Origin of the sequence: Cellulomonas sp. PhB143, from assembly GCF_003752595.1 — a bacterium.
Lineage (GTDB): Bacteria > Actinomycetota > Actinomycetes > Actinomycetales > Cellulomonadaceae > Paraoerskovia.
Genome location: NZ_RKIJ01000004.1, coordinates 34,113 through 51,031 on the forward strand (window position 1 = coordinate 34,113; position 16,919 = coordinate 51,031).

Below are 16,919 nucleotides of genomic sequence, written 5' to 3' on the forward strand. Positions count from 1 at the left end.
CTCGTAGGGTGCACCGCGTGAGCACCGCGGACCCCGCCGACGCACCGAGCGCGTTCCGGCACGCCCTGCGCACCATCACCGACACCCGGCTGCGGGCCGACGTCGCTCTGCGCGAGGTGCCCGCGCCCGCCCGGATCGCGCCGTTCGCGGTCGCGCTCGAGGCGAGCGTCGACGCCGCCGGCGAGCCCGCCGGTGCCGCGGGCACCGGCAGCGCCGCGCCGGACTCCACCACCGGCCGGTTCATCGTCCTGCACGACCCGGCGGGTCAGGAGGCCTGGGACGGCACGTTCCGCGTCGTCACGCTCGTGCGGACCGTCATGGAGCCCGAGATGGCGTCCGACCCGATGCTCGGCGAGGTCGCCTGGACCTGGCTCGAGGACTCGCTCGCCCACTGCGGCGCCGCGGCGCACGCCGTCGGCGGCACGGTGACCCGGGTGGTCTCGGAGAGCTTCGGCGCGCTCGCCGGCCAGGTCGCGGACGTCGAGCTCGAGCTGCGCTCGTCCTGGAGCCCCGACTCCTCGGACATGAGCCGTCACCTCGAGGCGTGGGGCGCGCTGCTGTGCACGGCCGCCGGGCTCCCCCCGCTGCCCGCCGGGGTTTCGTCCCTGCGCGCCCGCCGGGGGACGATGGGCCGATGACGGCGACGGACGAGAGCGGCAGCACAGGCACGAGCGGCAGCGCGGGCGACGCGACGGGCACCGTCGCGCAGGACCCGCCCGAGCCCGAGACCACCCCGCTGACCGAGCCGGCCGGCGGCGTCCCGCGCGTCGTCGCGACGCCCGAGGCGTTCGCGCGGGTCGTGGAGGCCTTCGCCACGGCGTCCGGACCGGTGGCGGCGGACGCGGAGCGCGCCTCCGGCTACCGCTACGGGCAGGCCACCTACCTCGTCCAGGTCAAGCGCGAGGGTGCGGGGATCGCCCTGATCGACCCCGTCGGCGTCCCGGACCTGTCCCCGCTGTCGGAGGCCGTCGGCGACGCGGAGTGGATCCTGCACGCCGCCTCGCAGGACCTGCCGGGCTTCGCCGAGCACGGGCTGCGTCCCGCGCGGGTCTTCGACACCGAGCTCGCGGCCCGGCTGCTCGGGTTCGAGCGCGTCGGGCTCGCCGCCGTCGTGGCGCAGCTCCTCGGGCTGGGGCTGGCGAAGGAGCACTCCGCGGTCGACTGGTCGACGCGCCCCCTGCCCGAGGACTGGCTGCGCTACGCGGCGCTCGACGTCGAGGTCCTGGTGCCGCTGCGCGAGAGGCTCGGCGCGATGCTCGACGACGCCGGCAAGACGGCGTGGGCCGCGCAGGAGTTCGAGGCGGTGCGCACCGCGCCGCCGGCGCCGCCGCGCGAGGAGCCGTGGCGGCGCACCTCCGGCATGCACGCCCTGCGGGACCGTCGCCAGATCGCCGTCGTGCGCAGCCTGTGGGAGGCGCGCGACGAGAACGCCCGACGCCGGGACGTCGCCCCCGGGCGCGTCCTTCCCGACCGGGCGATCGTGGCGGCCGCGCGCGCGATGCCCCGGTCCGTGCCGGAGCTCGTGGCCCTGCGCGAGTTCGCCGGGCGCCAGACGAAGCGTCGCGCGCCGATGTGGCAGTCCGCGATCGACGCCGGCCTGCGGCTGCCCGCCGAGGAGCTGCCCTCGCCCCGCGGCCCCCGCGGCCCCCGCACCGACGCCCCGCCGCCCCCGCGCGCGTGGGCGGACCGCGACCCGGCGGCCGCCGTGCGGCTCGAGGCGGCACGAGGCCTCGTCGTCCGGCGGGCCGAGGAGCTGTCGATGCCCGTGGAGAACCTGCTCCAGCCGGACGCGCTGCGCCGCCTGTGCTGGACGCCGCCGGAGCCGCTCACGGCACCGGCGGTCGACGCCTTCCTGGCGGCCCGCGGCGCGCGCGCCTGGCAGCGCGAGCAGCTCGCGGCCGACCTCGCGGCGGCGCTCGCCGAGGCCTGAGCCGTGCGGGCCTGGCCCGCACCCGCCCTGCGTATGCTGGCCCGCGTGCCTACGCAGACCCTGACGACGCAGACCGTGACCGACCGGCAGGCCTGGGACGCCGACGTGCTCGCCCTCGGCGGCCACCCGCTCCAGCTCTGGGCGTGGGGGGAGGTCAAGGCCTCCGGCGCCTGGACCCCCCACCGCGTGCGGGTCCTCGACGAGGCGGGCGACGTCGTCGGGCTCGCCCAGGTGCTCGAGCGCCGCCTGCCGCTGCCGTTCAAGGCCCTGAGCCACGTCCCCCGCGGCCCGGTGCTCGCCGACGGCGCGGACCGTTCCGCCGTCCTGCAGGCCGTGACCGCGTGGTGCCGCAGGACCGTGCGCGGCATCGGCGTCACCTTCGAGCCGGACTGGCCGCAGGACACCGACTTCGACCTGCCGGGGTGGCGCCCGTCGCCCAACCCCATCTTCTTCGGCACCACGCTGCAGCTCGACCTGCGCCCCGACGAGGACACGCTGCTCGCCGGCATGAGCCAGTCGACGCGGCGCTACGTGCGCAAGTCTTCCAAGGGGCAGATCGAGTTCCGGGAGATCACCTCCGCCGAGGAGATCGACGCCTGCCTCGCCATCCAGCGCGAGGTCGCCGAGCGCGCCGAGTTCGGCATCCACCACGACGACTACTACCGCCTCATCAAGTCCGAGTACGGCGACCGCTCCCCCGTCCTCGGCGCGTTCGAGGACGGGCAGCTGACGGCGTTCCTCTGGTACGCCACGAGCGACCGCCTCGCCTTCATGCTCTACGGCGGGACGAACGACGCGTCGCGCGAGAGCCGCGCGAACTTCGGCCTCACCTGGTACGCGATCCGCCGCTTCAAGGAGCAGGGGATCGAGGTGCTCGACTTCAACGGTCTGCTCAACGACGGGATCTCCCGGTTCAAGCGGTCGTTCGGCCAGCGCGACGACCACCTGGTCGGCAGCATCGACGTGGCGTTCGGCCCGACGTGGGCGGCGTGGCACCGGATGCTCCCGACCGCCAAGACGGTGCTGCGCAAGGTCAAGGGCACGCACTGACGCGGGACGCGTCCGCCCGACGCCCCGGCTCGCCCCGCCCCGACGGGACGAGCCGGGGCGTCCGTCGTCGGTACCGCGGACCCGTCGTGACTTTTTTCTAGGACGCGGAGTAGCATGAACACCGCTCGAGCGGCGCCGCTCCCGGACGCCGCCGTCCACCCCCCTGATGGAGACGTGATGACCACATCGCCCGACGGCGCCACCGCGCCCGACCAGCGCACCTCCCCGCGCGACGCGAGGCGCCTCGCCGCCCGCGACGTCGTGTTCGTCGAGGGCGTGCGCAGCCCCTTCGGCAAGGCACGCCCGGACGGCCTGTTCGCCGAGACCCGCGCCGACGACCTCGCCGTGAAGACCGTCCGCGAGCTCCTGCGCCGCCGCCCCGAGCTGCCCGCGGAGCGCGTCGACGAGGTGGCGCTCGCCGCCACCACGCAGACCGGCGACCAGGGCCTGACCCTGGGCCGCTCCGTCGCCGTCCTCGCCGGCCTGCCCGAGACCACCCCCGGGTACGCGATCGACCGCATGTGCGCGGGCGCGATGACCGCGGTGACGAACACGGCGTCGGCCATCATGGTCGGCGCGCAGGACGTCGCGATCGCCGGCGGCGTCGAGCACATGGGCCACCACCCCATGGGCGAGGGCAGCGACCCCAACCCGCGCTTCGTCTCCGAGAAGCTCGTCGACTCCTCCGCCCTCGTCATGGGCGCCACCGCCGAGAACCTGCACGACCGCTACCCGCACCTGACCAAGCAGCGCACCGACGAGTTCGGCGTCGCGAGCCAGGCCAAGTACGCCAAGGCGCTCGCCAACGGCGACATCGACCCGATGATCGCGCCGATCGCCGTCCGTTCCACGGAGCTCGGCTGGGGCCTGGCGACGGCCGACGAGCTGCCCCGCCCGGGCACCACCGTCGAGGCGATCCGCGACCTGAAGACGCCGTTCCGCCCCGGCGGCAAGGTCACCGCGGGCAACGCCTCCCCGCTGACCGACGGCGCCACCGCGTGCCTGCTCGCCGCCGGCGACGTCGCCGACGAGCTCGGGCTGCCTGCTCGGATGCGCCTCGTGTCGTTCGCCTTCGCGGGCGTCGAGCCCGAGGTCATGGGCATCGGCCCGGTCCCGGCGACCGAGCGCGCGCTGCGCACCGCCGGCCTGACGATCGACGACATCGGCCTCTTCGAGATCAACGAGGCCTTCGCCGTCCAGGTCCTGGCCTTCTGCGACCACTTCGGCATCGCCGACGACGACGAGCGCGTCAACCCCTACGGCGGCGCCATCGCCGTGGGCCACCCCCTCGCGTCGTCGGGCGTGCGCCTGATGACCCAGCTCGCGCGCGAGTTCGAGCAGCACCCGGAGGTCCGCTACGGGCTGACGACGATGTGCGTCGGGCTGGGCATGGGCGGCACCGTCATCTGGGAGAACCCCCACCACGCCGACTACTCCGGCCACACGACCGCGACCGACGGGGAGAACTGACCGTGAGCGAGAACACCACGAAGGCGGGCACGAGCGCCGCCGACCAGACCATCGCGCCCGAGCCGGCCGCGCCCCGCGGCGGCTCCGGCCAGGGCCGCGGCGAGCGCGTCACCCACGCTCTCGTGCGCGACGTCGAGCTTCCCGGCGGCGCCGGGACCCTCGCGCTGGTCACGCTCGACAACGGGCTGGACCACACGAAGCCGACGACGCTCGGCCCGCTCGGCCTCGCCGAGATCCGCACCGCCCTCGAGGGCGTGCGGGCGCGGGCACGGTCCGGCGAGCTCGCCGCCGTCGCCGTCACCGGCAAGCCGTACTTCCTCGCCGCGGGCGCGGACCTGCTGCAGGCCGCGAGCCTCTCGGGCCGCGACGAGGCGAAGGCGCTCGGCGAGTCCGGCCACGCGACCCTCGGGATGCTCGGCGAGATGGGCGTGCCCACGTTCGCGTACGTCAACGGCGTCGCGCTCGGCGGCGGCCTCGAGGTCGCGCTGAACTGCGACTACCGGACCGTCGCGTCGGACGCCGCGGCCCTCGCCCTGCCCGAGACCGGCCTGGGCCTCGTGCCCGGGTGGGGCGGTGCGTACCTCGTCCCGCGCCTGGTCGGCATCGAGAAGGCGATGGACGTCGTCCTCAACCGCCCCGCGGCGAACAAGCCCTTCAAGGCGGCCGAGGCCCTGCGCCTCGGCCTCGTCGACGCGCTGTTCGAGGCCGCCGACTTCCTCGAGCAGTCGATCGCCTGGACCGCCGCGGTCGTGCGCGGGGAGATCGTCGTCGAGCGCCGCGAGCTCGACTCCCCCGAGGTGTGGGACGCCGTCGTCGGCGCCGCCCGGCAGCGGCTCGACGCCGTCGTCGCCGGATCGCGCCCCGCGCCGGGCCGCGCGCTCGACCTCCTGGCCGCTGCCCGCACGGCGACGCGCGAGGAGGCCTTCGCCGCCGAGGACGACGCGCTCGCCGACCTGATGATGACCGACGAGATGCGCTCCAGCGTCTACGCGTTCGGTCTCGTCTCCGGCGGCAAGCGCCCCCAGGGCGCGCCGGACCCGAAGCTCGCGCGCCCGGTCACCCGCGTGGGCATCGTCGGTGCCGGGCTCATGGCCGCGCAGATCGCCCTGCTCTTCGCCCAGCGCCTCGGGGTCCCCGTCGTGATGCGCGACCTCGACCAGGAGCGAGTCGACAAGGGCCTCGGGTTCGTGCGCGGCACCGTCGAGAAGCTCACCGGCTCGGGTCGCATGTCCAAGGACGCCGGCGCGAAGATCCTGTCCTCGGTGCACGGCACCACGGACATCGCGGACCTCGCGAGCTGCGACTTCGTCATCGAGGCCGTCACCGAGGTGATGGGCCTGAAGAAGAAGGTGTTCGCCGAGCTCGAGGGGATCGTCTCCCCCGAGGCGATCCTCGCGACCAACACGTCCGCGCTCTCGGTCACGGAGATGGCGAGCGACCTCGACCACCCGGAGCGCGTCGTCGGGATCCACTTCTTCAACCCCGTCGCCCAGATGCCGCTGGTCGAGATCATCAAGGCCGCCGAGACCTCGGACGAGGCCCTGGCGACCGGCTTCGCCGTCGGGAAGAAGCTGCGCAAGACCGCCGTCGGCTGCCTCGACCGGCCCGGGTTCGTCGTCAACCGCCTGCTCGTGCTGCTGCTCGGCAAGATCGCCGAGGCCGTCGAGGGCGGCACGCCGGTCGAGGTCGCGGACCGTGCGCTGCGCCCGCTCGGCCTGCCGATGCCCCCGTTCCAGCTGCTCGACCTCGTCGGGCCGGCCGTCGGGCTGCACGTGCTGACCTCGCTGCGCGAGGACCTCGGGGACCGCGTGCCGCGCTCCCCCGGCCTCGAGAAGCTCGTCGCCGACGGCACGCGGCTCTCGCTCGACCCCGCGGCCAAGGGGCTGCCCGCCCCCGTGGACCCGGCGATCCAGTCGGCGTTCGCCGCCGAGCCGGGGACCGGCCTCGACGAGGCCGGGGTGCTCGACGCGGTCCTCACGTCCCTGACGGTCGAGATCGGGCACATGCTCTCCGAGGGCGTCGTCGAGACCCCGGCGCAGATCGACCTGTGCATGATCCTCGGCGCCGGATGGGGCTTCCACCTCGGCGGGATCACGCCGTACCTCGACCGGACCGGGTACTCCGAGAAGGTCCTGGGCCGGCGGATCCTGCCCGACGGCGTGGGCAACGTGCCGCGCGGCTGACCACCGCACCGCACCACGCCTCACCACACCGCACCGCCGAGCACGGGGTCCCCGCCCGATCAGCCCAGCTGATCGGGCGGGGACCCCGTGCTCGTGCGGCGGAAGGCCCGTGGTCGGCGGACCGGGCCGGCGCGGTCCCTCCCGACCGGCGGTAGCGTCGGACGATGCCCCGCCTGGACGAGCCGACCTGCCGCGAGCGGCTGGCCGCGGCCCGTCACGCCTACCTCGCCACCGCCGACGGCGCCGGGGAGCCGCACGTCGTCCCGATCACCTTCGCGCTGGTCGCCGGGGGCGACGAGCTGGTCACCGCCGTCGACCACAAGCCCAAGTCCACGACCGACCTGCGGCGGCTGCGCAACATCGCCACGAATCCACGGGTGTCGGTCCTCGTCGACCGGTACGACGACGACTGGGACGGGCTCTGGTGGGTGCGGCTGGACGGGACGGCGACGGTCGAGCTCAGCGGTTCCCGACGGGAGGTCGCGCTCGACGCGCTGGCCGCCCGATATCCGCAGTACGCCCGACGACGCCCGGCCGGCCCGCTCCTGCGGGTCGCCGTCGTGCGGTGGTCCGGCTGGGCGGCCGCCGGCGCGTGACGGGCCGCGCGCCGGCGGATCCGGACGGACGGCGGCGTCCGCCCCGCGCCAGGGGGCACCATGGTCCGATGACCGCCACCACCTCGCCGTCCACCCGGGCCGTGGCGCGGACGGTCCGCACCGTCGCCACGGCGCTCCTCGCCGCCGCGCTCCTGCTCGTCCCGCTGGGCGTGCTCGTCACGACGGGCAACGTCGTGCGCCACCAGCACTGGAGCTATCGGGCGCTGCTCGGGGCGTCGGTGCTCGCCGGGGCAGCGCTGCTCGCCGCCGTGGTGCTCGAGCTCCGGCACCCCCGGGCGCCCGCGGCCCCCCGGCACCGCGCCTGGCGGGCGACCGGTGCCGCGCTGCTGGCGGTCGTTCTCGTCGGTCTCGCGGCGTCGTGCGCCTACCTGCGCCCCTTCGGTGCCACGCCGCGAGCGCTGGAGGCCCTGGCGTCCGACGACGCGGTGACGGTCCACGAGACGAGCCGGTGGTACACGTTCGAGCCGGCCGGCGCACCGCCGACCGTGGGTCTCGTGTACTCCCCGGGCGCGCGCGTCGACGTCCGCGCGACCGCGGCTGTCCTGCGTCCGCTCGCCGAGGCCGGATACCTCGTCGTCAGCCTCAAGGAGCCGCTCGGGATCGCGCTGACCGCGCCCGGCCAGTCCCAGCAGGCCATCGACGCCTACCCCGGCGTCGAGCGCTGGGCGACGGGCGGCCACTCCCTCGGCGGCGTCACCGGGGCGGACTTCGCCGGCGCGCATCCCGACGAGGTCTCCGGGGTGCTGCTGCACGCCTCGTACCCGCTCGACGACCTGAGCCGCACCGACCTGACGGTGACGTCCGTCTCGGGCTCGCGCGACGGGCTGTCGACCCCGGCGAAGATCGACGCCTCGCGGGCGAAGCTGCCGCCGTCGGCCACGTTCGTCGAGGTCCAGGGCGCGGTGCACGTCGACTTCGCCGACTACGGACCGCAGCCGGGCGACGGCACACCGACGATCGACCGCGCGGACGCCCAGCGGCAGATCGTCGCGGCGAGCCTCGACCTGCTCGGCTCCATCGCCCCCTGACGCCGACCGCCGAGACGTCGAATTCCGCCCCTGATCCTGCGGATCCGGGGGCGGAATTCGACGTCTCGGCGGGCTTGCCGGGTGGGTCAGGCGGGGGGTCAGGCGTCGACGCCGAGCGCCGCGAGGACGTCGCGAGTGAGGTCCGCGGCCGTCAGCCGCAGCTCGTCGCGCACCTGCGCGACCGTCGCGTGGTCCAGGAAGCGCGTCGGCAGCCCCGCGTGCACGAACCGCGTGCGATGCCCCGCCTCGGCAGCACGCTGGGCCACGAGGGCGCCGACGCCGCCGTCGACCACGCCGTCCTCCACCGTGAGCACGAGATCGTGCTGCCCGGCGAGCTTGACCAGCGCGTCCGGCACCGGGAGCACCCAGGTGGGCGCCGCCACCGTGACCGCCAGCCCGTGGGCCGCGAGCGCCTCGCCCGCCTCGAGCGCTGTCCCCGCCGTCGACCCCACCCCGACGAGCAGTACCCGCGGACCGTCCGCAGCGACGCTCCCCTCCCCGCTGCCCGCCTCGCCACCCGGGCGCGCGAGCACGTCGACGCCGTCGAGCGAGTCGATCGCGGGCAGCGTGCCCGCGAGCGCGCCCTTCGGGTAGCGGACCACCGTCGGCCCGTCGTCGACGTCGACGGCGGCGCGCAGGGCGGCGCGCAGGCTCGCCTCGTCGCGCGGCGCCGCGAGGCGCAGCCCCGGCACGACCCGCAGCACCGCCATGTCCCACATGCCGTTGTGGCTCGGCCCGTCGTCACCGGTGATCCCCGCCCGGTCGAGCACGAACGTGACTCCGGCACGGTGCAGCGCGACGTCCATCAGGACCTGGTCGAAAGCCCGGTTCAGGAACGTCGCGTACACCGCCACGACGGGGTGCAGGCCGGCGAACGCCATCCCGGCGGCCGACGTCGCGGCGTGCTGCTCCGCGATCCCGACATCGAACGTCCGTTCCGGGAACGCCTCGGCGAAGGGGGCGAGGCCCACGGGGTGCAGCATCGCGGCGGTGACGGCGACGACGTCGGGCCGGTCGTGACCGATCCGCACGATCTCGTCGGCGAAGACCGAGGTCCAGCCGAACCGCGACGGCGCGACCGGCAGACCCGTCTCGGGGTGGATCCGCCCGACCGCGTGGAACCGGTCCGCGACGTCCTGCTCCGCGGGGCTGTAGCCGCGGCCCTTCTCGGTGATCGCGTGCACGATCACGGGCGCCCCGAACGCGCGCGCGCCCCGCAGCGCCCGTTCCATCGCCTGCTCGTCGTGCCCGTCGACCGGCCCGATGTACTTGAGGCCCAGGTCCTCGAAGAGCCCCTGCGGCGCCACCACGTCCTTGATGCCCTTCTTCAGCCCGTGCAGCGCGTCGTAGGCGAACCGGCCCGGCGGCCCGGAGCGGTGCAGCGCCCGCTTGCCCCAGCCGAGGAACGCCTCGTACCCCTGCGTCGTGCGCAGCGTCGACAGGTGGTGCGCCATGCCGCCGATCGTGGGCGAGTACGAGCGCCCGTTGTCGTTGACCACGATCACCAGGCGGCGGTCCTGGGACTCGGCGACGTTGTTCAGCGCCTCCCAGGCCATGCCGCCGGTGAGGGCCCCGTCGCCGACGACGGCCACCACGTGCCGGTCCGCCAGCCCCCGCACGGCGTTGGCCTTGGCGATCCCGTCCGCCCAGCTCAGCGCGGTGGACGCGTGGGAGTTCTCGACGACGTCGTGCTCCGACTCCGCCCGGCTCGGGTATCCCGAGAGACCGCCCTGGCGGCGCAGCGAAGAGAAGTCCTGGCGGCCGGTGAGCAGCTTGTGCACGTACGCCTGGTGGCCCGTGTCGAAGACGACGGTGTCCCGGGGCGAGTCGAACACGCGGTGCACCGCGATGGTCAGCTCGACGACGCCGAGGTTCGGCCCGAGGTGCCCCCCGGTGCGCGAGACCGCGTCGACGAGGAACTCGCGGACCTCGGCGGCCAGGCGCTGCGTCTGCGCGACGCTCAGGCGGCGCAGCTCGGCCGGGGACGTGACCCGGCGCAGCAGCGGACCGGGGTGAGGACCGGGCCGCTCGGAGGGTGTCGACGGCATCGGTGCTCCTCGTGATCGGTCCGCCCACGATAGGCCGAGCCACCGTCACGCGCTCGTAGGATGGTGCCCATGCGCTTTCTCACGGGCCAGTCGCCCGCCACCGACCTCACGTACGGGGACGTGTTCCTCGCCCCGTCACGCTCGGACGTCGCCTCCCGGTTCGACGTCGACCTGTCGACCGACGACGGCACCGGCACCACCGTGCCGCTGGTCGTCGCGAACATGACCGCCGTCGCCGGCCGCCGCATGGCCGAGACGGTCGCCCGCCGCGGCGGGATCGTGATCATCCCCCAGGACGTGCCGACCGACGTCGTCGCGGACGTGGTCGCGTCCGTCAAGGCCAAGGACGCCGTCGTCGACACCCCCGTGACGGTGGGCCCGCACGACACCGTGCACACCGCGCTCACCCTCATCGGCAAGCGCGCCCACGGCGCGGCGGTCGTGGTCGACGGCGACCGCCCCGTGGGCGTCGTCACCGAGTCAGACTGCACGGACGTCGACCGGTTCACCCAGGTGCTCCAGGTCATGACCGAGGACCCGCTGCTCATCGACGAGGCCACGCTCTCGGGCCGTGGCGTTGAGGGCCTCGAGGCCGCGTACGAGAAGCTGCACGCCGCGCGCCTGCAGCTCGCGCCCGTGGTCCGCGACGGGCGCCTCGTCGGCATCCTCACCCGCAAGGGCGCGCTGCGCTCCAGCGTGTACGCGCCGGCGCTCGACGACGCGGGACGCCTGCGGATCGGTGCCGCCGTCGGGATCAACGGGGACGTCGCCGCGAAGGCGGCCGAGCTCCTCGCCGCGGGCGTCGACGTGCTGGTCGTCGACACCGCGCACGGCCACCAGGCCAAGATGATCGAGGCCCTGCACGCGGTCCGCTCCGTGTCGCCGACGGTCCCCGTCGTCGCGGGCAACGTCGTCACCGCCGAGGGCGTGCGCGATCTCGTCGAGGCCGGCGCGGACATCATCAAGGTCGGCGTGGGACCCGGAGCGATGTGCACCACGCGCATGATGACCGCCGTCGGGCGCCCGCAGTTCTCCGCCGTCCTCGAGTGCGCCGCCGCGGCGCGCGAGCTCGGCAAGCACGTGTGGGCCGACGGCGGGGTGCGCCACCCGCGCGACGTCGCCCTCGCGCTCGCCGCCGGTGCCTCGCAGGTGATGATCGGGTCCTGGTTCGCCGGCACCTACGAGTCCCCCGGGGACCTGCACGCCGACGGCGACGGCCGCCTGTACAAGGAGAGCTTCGGCATGGCCTCCGCGCGCGCCGTCGCGGCCCGCACCGCGGGCGGCTCCGCGTTCGCGCGGGCCCGCAAGGGCCTGTACGAGGAGGGCATCAGCTCCTCGCGCATGTACCTGCACCGCCAGCGGCCGGGCGTCGAGGACCTGATCGACGAGATCACCTCGGGCCTGCGCTCGTCCTGCACGTACGCCGGCGCGACGACCCTCGCCGAGTTCGCGGACCGCGCGCTCGTGGGCATCCAGTCGGCGGCGGGGTACGAGGAGGGGCGCCCCCTCCCGGCCGGCTGGTGACCTCGGGCACGGTCTCCGACGGGCCCGGCACTCCGGGCGCACTCCCCCCGGGGCCGCACGCAGCGCGGTCCCAGCTCGCGGGTCTGGTCGCCGACGGCGGACGCTGGCCGGCGGCCTGGCGCCACGCCGTCGGGCGCCTGGACCCTGCCACCGCCCGCGACGCCGCGGTGCTCGTGCTCTTCGGCGTGCTCGACCGGGTGCCGGCGGACCACGCCGCGGACGCCGTCGCGGCCGACCTCGATCTGCTCCTGCTCTCCCGGGCGGCCACGCTCGGCAGCCACCCCGGACAGGTCGCGTTCCCCGGCGGGCGCGTGGACCCCGGCGACCGGGGCCCGGTGGACGCCGCGCTGCGCGAGGCGGTGGAGGAGACCGGGCTGGACGCCGCCGGCGTCGAGGTGCTGGGCACGCTCGGCGCGCTCCCGCTGCCCGTCAGCGACCACCTGGTCACGCCCGTGCTCGGCTGGTGGGCGCGCACGTCCCCCGTCGGCGTGGTCGACCACGCCGAGTCGACGCACGTGTTCCGCGCCCCGGTCGCCGACCTGATCGCGCCGCAGAACCGGCGCACCGCCGTCGTCCGCCGTGCGGGCCGCACCTTCCGCAGCCCCGCCTTCCTGGTCGACGACGCCGCGGGCGCCGCCCGGCACGTGGTGTGGGGGTTCACGGCGGGGGTGGTCGACGCCCTGTTCGACCGGCTCGGCTGGACCGAGCCGTGGGACGCCTCCCGGGAGATCCCCGCGCCGCTCTGACCGGAGCGTGCGTGCGCCGACGGTGACGCCCCTCCCACCGACGGCGACGTTCCACGGCACGAAAGGGCCCCGCGGAGGCGCATTTCGTCGCCCTCGGCGGAGGGCGCGTCACCCTCGGCGGAGGGCGCGTCACCGTCGGCGAGCGGGGTGGGCGCGGCGCACCTGTGGCACAGTGACGCGGTGGCCGACGCACCCGCCGCCGAGGTCGACGTCACCGTCGGGCTCGTGCGCTCCCTCCTCCGGGCCCAGCACCCCGATCTCGCCGCCCTGCCCCTGAGCCTCGTCGCGAACGGCTGGGACAACGCCGTCCTGCGCCTGGGCGAGGACCTGGCCGTCCGCGCGCCCCGCCGTGCGGCCGCCGCCCGTCTCGTCCGGCACGAGCAGGAATGGCTCCCCCGTATCGCGCCGACGCTGCCCGTCGCGGTCCCCGTACCCGTGCGCGCGGGGCGCCCGACGACGTCGTACCCCTGGGCGTGGAGCGTGGTCCCCTGGTTCGAGGGCGTCGACGCGATCGACGTCCCGCGCGCGGGGCGCGGGCCGGCCGCCCCGGCGCTGGCGGCCTTCGTGGGCGCGCTGCACCGACCCGCGCCGCGCGACGCCCCGCACAACCCGGTGCGCGGCGTACCGCTCCTCGCCCGCGACGCGGTGGTGCGCGAGCGCATCGCGTCGGGCCTGGTGCCCGACGCCGCCCGGACGGCGTCCCTGTGGTCGAGGCTCGTGGCGGTGCCCCCGTGGGCGGGGCCGCCCGTGTGGCTGCACGGCGACCTGCACCCCGGCAACCTCCTGCTCGCGCCACCGGGCGCGCCGCCCCGGCCGGACGGCCCCCTGCGCGCCGTCGTCGACTTCGGCGACCTGACCGCGGGCGACCCGGCGACGGACCTGGCGACGGCCTGGCTGACGTTCGACGACGACGCCCGGGCCACGTTCCGCGCGGCCGTCACCGTCGCGTGCGGGACGGACGACGACACCTGGGCGCGGGCGCGCGGCTGGGCCCTGTGCCTGGGCACCGCGCTCGTCGCGCACTCCGACGACAGCCCGCGGTACGCGGAGCTCGGCGCCTCGACCCTGCGCGCCGTCCTGGCGTCCGCGTAGCCCCCACGCACGACGCCGGGCGCCCACCCCGGAGGGTGAGCGCCCGGCGTCGTCGTGCCGCTGGGGTCAGGCCACCAGCGAGCGCAGCACGTACTGCAGGATGCCGCCGTTGCGGTAGTAGTCGGCCTCTCCCGGGGTGTCGATGCGGACGACCGCGTCGAGCTCGACGGTCGAGCCGTCGCCCTTCGTGGCGACGACCTTGACGGTCGACGGCGTCGTGCCCTCGTTGAGCGCGGTCACGCCCGAGACGTCGTAGGTCTCGGTGCCGTCGAGCCCGAGCGACCCGGCGTTCTCGCCCTCGGGGAACTGCAGGGGCAGGACGCCCATGCCGATGAGGTTCGAGCGGTGGATGCGCTCGAAGCTCTCCGCGACCACGGCGCGGACGCCGAGCAGGGCGGTGCCCTTGGCGGCCCAGTCGCGCGACGAGCCGGAGCCGTACTCCTTGCCGCCGAGCACCACGAGGGGCGTGCCCTGCGCGGCGTAGTCCTGCGCGGCGTCGTAGATCGTGTCCTGCGCGTCCTTGACGAAGTTGAAGGTGTAGCCGCCCTCGACACCGGCGCCGTCGTTCTGGTCGGCGAGGAGCTGGTTGCGCAGGCGGATGTTCGCGAACGTGCCGCGGATCATGACCTCGTGGTTCCCGCGGCGCGAGCCGTAGGAGTTGAAGTCGCGACGCTCGACGCCGTGCTCCGCGAGGTACTTGCCCGCGGGGCTGTCGACCTTGATCGCGCCCGCGGGCGAGATGTGGTCGGTGGTCACGGAGTCGCCGAGCTTCGCGAGCACGCGGGCGCCCGAGATGTCGGTCACGGGCTCCGGCGTGGCGGCCATGCCCTCGAAGTACGGGGGCTTGCGCACATAGGTCGAGCTCTCGTCCCACTCGAACGTCGAGCCCTCGGGGGTCTCGAGCGCGCGCCAGCGGTCGTCACCGGTGAAGACGTCCGCGTAGTCCTTCGTGAACATCGCCCGGTCGATCGATGCGTCGATGGTGTCCTGGACCTCCTGGGCCGAGGGCCAGATGTCGCGCAGGAAGATCGGGGCGCCGTCCTCGGTGCGACCCAGCGGGTCGTGGTCGAAGTCGAACTCCATGGTCCCGGCGAGCGCGTAGGCGATGACCAGCGGCGGCGACGCCAGGTAGTTCATCTTGACGTCGGGGTTGATGCGGCCCTCGAAGTTGCGGTTGCCCGAGAGCACCGAGACGACCGCGAGGTCGTGCTCCTGCACCGCCTCGGAGATCTTCTCGTCGAGCGGGCCGGAGTTGCCGATGCAGGTGGCGCAGCCGTAGCCGACGAGGTGGAAGCCGAGCTTCTCGAGGTAGGGCCACAGGCCCGCCTTCTCGTAGTAGTTCGTCACCACCTGCGAGCCCGGGGCCATCGAGGTCTTGACCCACGGCTTCGAAGAGATGCCGGCCTCGACCGCCTTCTTGGCGAGGAGCGCGGCCCCGATCATCACCGACGGGTTCGACGTGTTGGTGCACGAGGTGATCGAGGCGATCGCGACCGCGCCGTGGAACAGGTCGAACTCCGTGCCGTTCGAGTCCGTCACCGCGACGCTGCGCCGCACCTGCTCGTGCGTCGAGGGCGAGTCGGAGGCCGGGAAGGACTCCTTCTCGGACTCGTCGACCGTGTCGATGACGTCGGGGGCGTAGTTCGGCAGGTCGCGGGCGAACGCCGACTTCGCGTGCGAGAGCTCGATGCGGTCCTGCGGGCGCTTCGGGCCGGCGATGGAAGGCACGACCGTCGACAGGTCCAGCTCGAGGTACTCGGAGAACACCGGCTCGGCGTAGGTCTCGGCCGAGGGGTCGAGCCACATGCCCTGCTCCTTGGCGTACGCCTCGACGAGCGCGAGCTGCTCCTCGGAGCGGCCGGTCAGGCGCAGGTAGTCCATCGTCACGGTGTCGATCGGGAAGATCGCGGCCGTCGAGCCGAACTCCGGGCTCATGTTGCCGATCGTGGCGCGGTTGGCCAGCGGCACGGAGGCGACGCCGTCGCCGTAGAACTCGACGAACTTGCCGACGACGCCGTGGGCGCGCAGCAGCTGGGTGATCGTCAGCACGACGTCCGTGGCGGTCACGCCGGCGGGGATCTCGCCGGTGAGCTTGAAGCCGACGACGCGCGGGATGAGCATCGAGACCGGCTGGCCGAGCATCGCGGCCTCGGCCTCGATGCCGCCGACGCCCCAGCCGAGCACGCCCAGCCCGTTGACCATGGTCGTGTGCGAGTCGGTGCCGACGCAGGTGTCGGGGTATGCCCGGAGGACCCCGTCGACCTCGCGGGTCATGACGGTGCGGGCCAGGTACTCGATGTTGACCTGGTGGACGATGCCGGTGCCCGGGGGGACGACCTTGAAGTCGTCGAACGCCGTCTGGCCCCAGCGCAGGAACTGGTAGCGCTCGTGGTTGCGCTGGTACTCGAACTCGACGTTGCGCTCGAAGGCGTCGCGGCGGCCCGCGACGTCGATCTGCACGGAGTGGTCGATGACCATCTCGGCGGGCGCGAGGGGGTTGATGCGCTCGGGGTCGCCACCGAGGTCCGCGACGGCCTCACGCATCGTGGCGAGGTCGACGACGCACGGGACACCCGTGAAGTCCTGCATGATCACGCGCGCGGGCGTGAACTGGATCTCGGTGTCGGGCTGCGCGTCCGGGTCCCAGGCCGCGACGGCGCGGACGTGGTCGGCGGTGATGTTCGCACCGTCCTCGGTGCGCAGCAGGTTCTCGGCGAGGACCTTGAGGCTGTACGGAAGGCGCGCGGTGCCCTCGACGGCGGAGAGGCGGAAGATCTCGTACGAGCTCTCCCCGACCTCGAGTGTTCCCTTCGAGCCGAACGTGTCGACGCTGCTCACGGTGTCTCCTTCACTCCTGCCAGGTGGCGGCCGGGCGGGTGCCGGCGGCCTGCGGATCTGCGGCGGGGCCGTGCTGCGCGGGACGCGGGCGCGGGCTGCCGTCGTGGACGCTGCGGGGGCGGGCCGGGCGGCTCCCCGGTGCTGGCGGGCGCCGCGGGCACGTTCCTCGCGATACCCCGAGCATACCCCATATATCTTGACGTCAAGATATATGGAAGGCTTGCCTCACCATCTCGCAGCGGCGGCCCGCTCGCCGCGCCGCGTCCGCCGAGACGTCACATTCGGCCCCTGGAACGGCGGCGGTCTCAGGCGGTGAGTGCAACACCTCGTAGTAGTTCGTCGAGTTTCTCTGCCGGGGTGTAGAAGTTCAAGGTCTTGCGGGCCCGCTGGTTC

The 16,919-nt window shown here is 74.5% G+C and carries 12 protein-coding genes; 10 read left to right on the forward strand and 2 right to left on the reverse strand.

The window, feature by feature from the left end; genetic code table 11:
- Positions 1 to 17: 17 nt before the first annotated feature.
- The 7 genes from EDF32_RS01320 to EDF32_RS01350 all read left to right on the forward strand — a co-directional run bounded on the left by EDF32_RS01320 (position 18) and on the right by EDF32_RS01350 (position 8,278).
- Positions 18 to 638 (forward strand): DUF3000 domain-containing protein, encoded by a 621-nt coding sequence (locus tag EDF32_RS01320; RefSeq protein ID WP_123306756.1) that lies wholly within the window; start codon positions 18 to 20, stop codon positions 636 to 638.
- Complete coding sequence (locus EDF32_RS01325; RefSeq protein ID WP_123306744.1) at positions 635 to 1,930, forward strand: ribonuclease D; 1,296 nt, start codon at positions 635 to 637, stop codon at positions 1,928 to 1,930. Before EDF32_RS01320 ends, EDF32_RS01325 begins: the two co-directional genes overlap by 4 nt.
- 45 nt (positions 1,931 to 1,975) lie before the next feature.
- Positions 1,976 to 2,980 (forward strand): peptidoglycan bridge formation glycyltransferase FemA/FemB family protein, encoded by a 1,005-nt coding sequence (locus tag EDF32_RS01330; protein ID WP_233565612.1) that lies wholly within the window; start codon positions 1,976 to 1,978, stop codon positions 2,978 to 2,980.
- 177 nt (positions 2,981 to 3,157) lie between these two features.
- On the forward strand, positions 3,158 to 4,450 hold the full coding sequence (locus EDF32_RS01335; RefSeq protein WP_123306746.1) for a thiolase family protein: 1,293 nt from the start codon (positions 3,158 to 3,160) through the stop codon (positions 4,448 to 4,450).
- A gap of 50 nt (positions 4,451 to 4,500) precedes the next feature.
- Positions 4,501 to 6,633: a 3-hydroxyacyl-CoA dehydrogenase NAD-binding domain-containing protein gene (locus tag EDF32_RS01340; protein WP_123306757.1), complete on the forward strand. Its 2,133-nt coding sequence runs from the start codon at positions 4,501 to 4,503 to the stop codon at positions 6,631 to 6,633.
- Positions 6,634 to 6,797: 164 nt separating this feature from the next.
- Positions 6,798 to 7,229 carry a TIGR03668 family PPOX class F420-dependent oxidoreductase gene (locus EDF32_RS01345; RefSeq protein WP_123306747.1) on the forward strand — a complete coding sequence of 144 codons (432 nt, stop codon included), beginning with the start codon at positions 6,798 to 6,800 and terminating at the stop codon, positions 7,227 to 7,229.
- Positions 7,230 to 7,297: 68 nt separating this feature from the next.
- On the forward strand, positions 7,298 to 8,278 hold the full coding sequence (locus EDF32_RS01350; protein ID WP_123306748.1) for an alpha/beta hydrolase: 981 nt from the start codon (positions 7,298 to 7,300) through the stop codon (positions 8,276 to 8,278).
- A gap of 98 nt (positions 8,279 to 8,376) precedes the next feature.
- Here the strand turns inward: EDF32_RS01350 and dxs are convergent, their stop codons facing one another.
- Positions 8,377 to 10,326, reverse strand: coding sequence for a 1-deoxy-D-xylulose-5-phosphate synthase (dxs, locus tag EDF32_RS01355; protein ID WP_123306749.1), 1,950 nt, complete (start codon positions 10,324 to 10,326; stop codon positions 8,377 to 8,379).
- 69 nt (positions 10,327 to 10,395) lie between these two features.
- Here dxs and EDF32_RS01360 point away from each other — a divergent pair, with 69 nt between their 5' ends.
- The 3 genes from EDF32_RS01360 to EDF32_RS01370 all read left to right on the forward strand — a co-directional run bounded on the left by EDF32_RS01360 (position 10,396) and on the right by EDF32_RS01370 (position 13,688).
- Positions 10,396 to 11,850 carry a GuaB1 family IMP dehydrogenase-related protein gene (locus EDF32_RS01360; protein ID WP_123306750.1) on the forward strand — a complete coding sequence of 485 codons (1,455 nt, stop codon included), beginning with the start codon at positions 10,396 to 10,398 and terminating at the stop codon, positions 11,848 to 11,850.
- Positions 11,851 to 11,933: 83 nt separating this feature from the next.
- Positions 11,934 to 12,596 carry a CoA pyrophosphatase gene (locus EDF32_RS01365; protein ID WP_123306758.1) on the forward strand — a complete coding sequence of 221 codons (663 nt, stop codon included), beginning with the start codon at positions 11,934 to 11,936 and terminating at the stop codon, positions 12,594 to 12,596.
- Between the two features lie 180 nt (positions 12,597 to 12,776).
- Positions 12,777 to 13,688: an aminoglycoside phosphotransferase family protein gene (locus tag EDF32_RS01370; RefSeq protein WP_123306759.1), complete on the forward strand. Its 912-nt coding sequence runs from the start codon at positions 12,777 to 12,779 to the stop codon at positions 13,686 to 13,688.
- Positions 13,689 to 13,754: 66 nt separating this feature from the next.
- Here EDF32_RS01370 and acnA read toward each other — a convergent pair whose 3' ends face one another.
- The gene (gene acnA / locus EDF32_RS01375; protein WP_123306751.1) at positions 13,755 to 16,526 is read right to left on the reverse strand and encodes an aconitate hydratase AcnA; all 2,772 of its coding nucleotides are present in this window, start codon (positions 16,524 to 16,526) and stop codon (positions 13,755 to 13,757) included.
- Positions 16,527 to 16,919 lie beyond the last annotated feature (393 nt).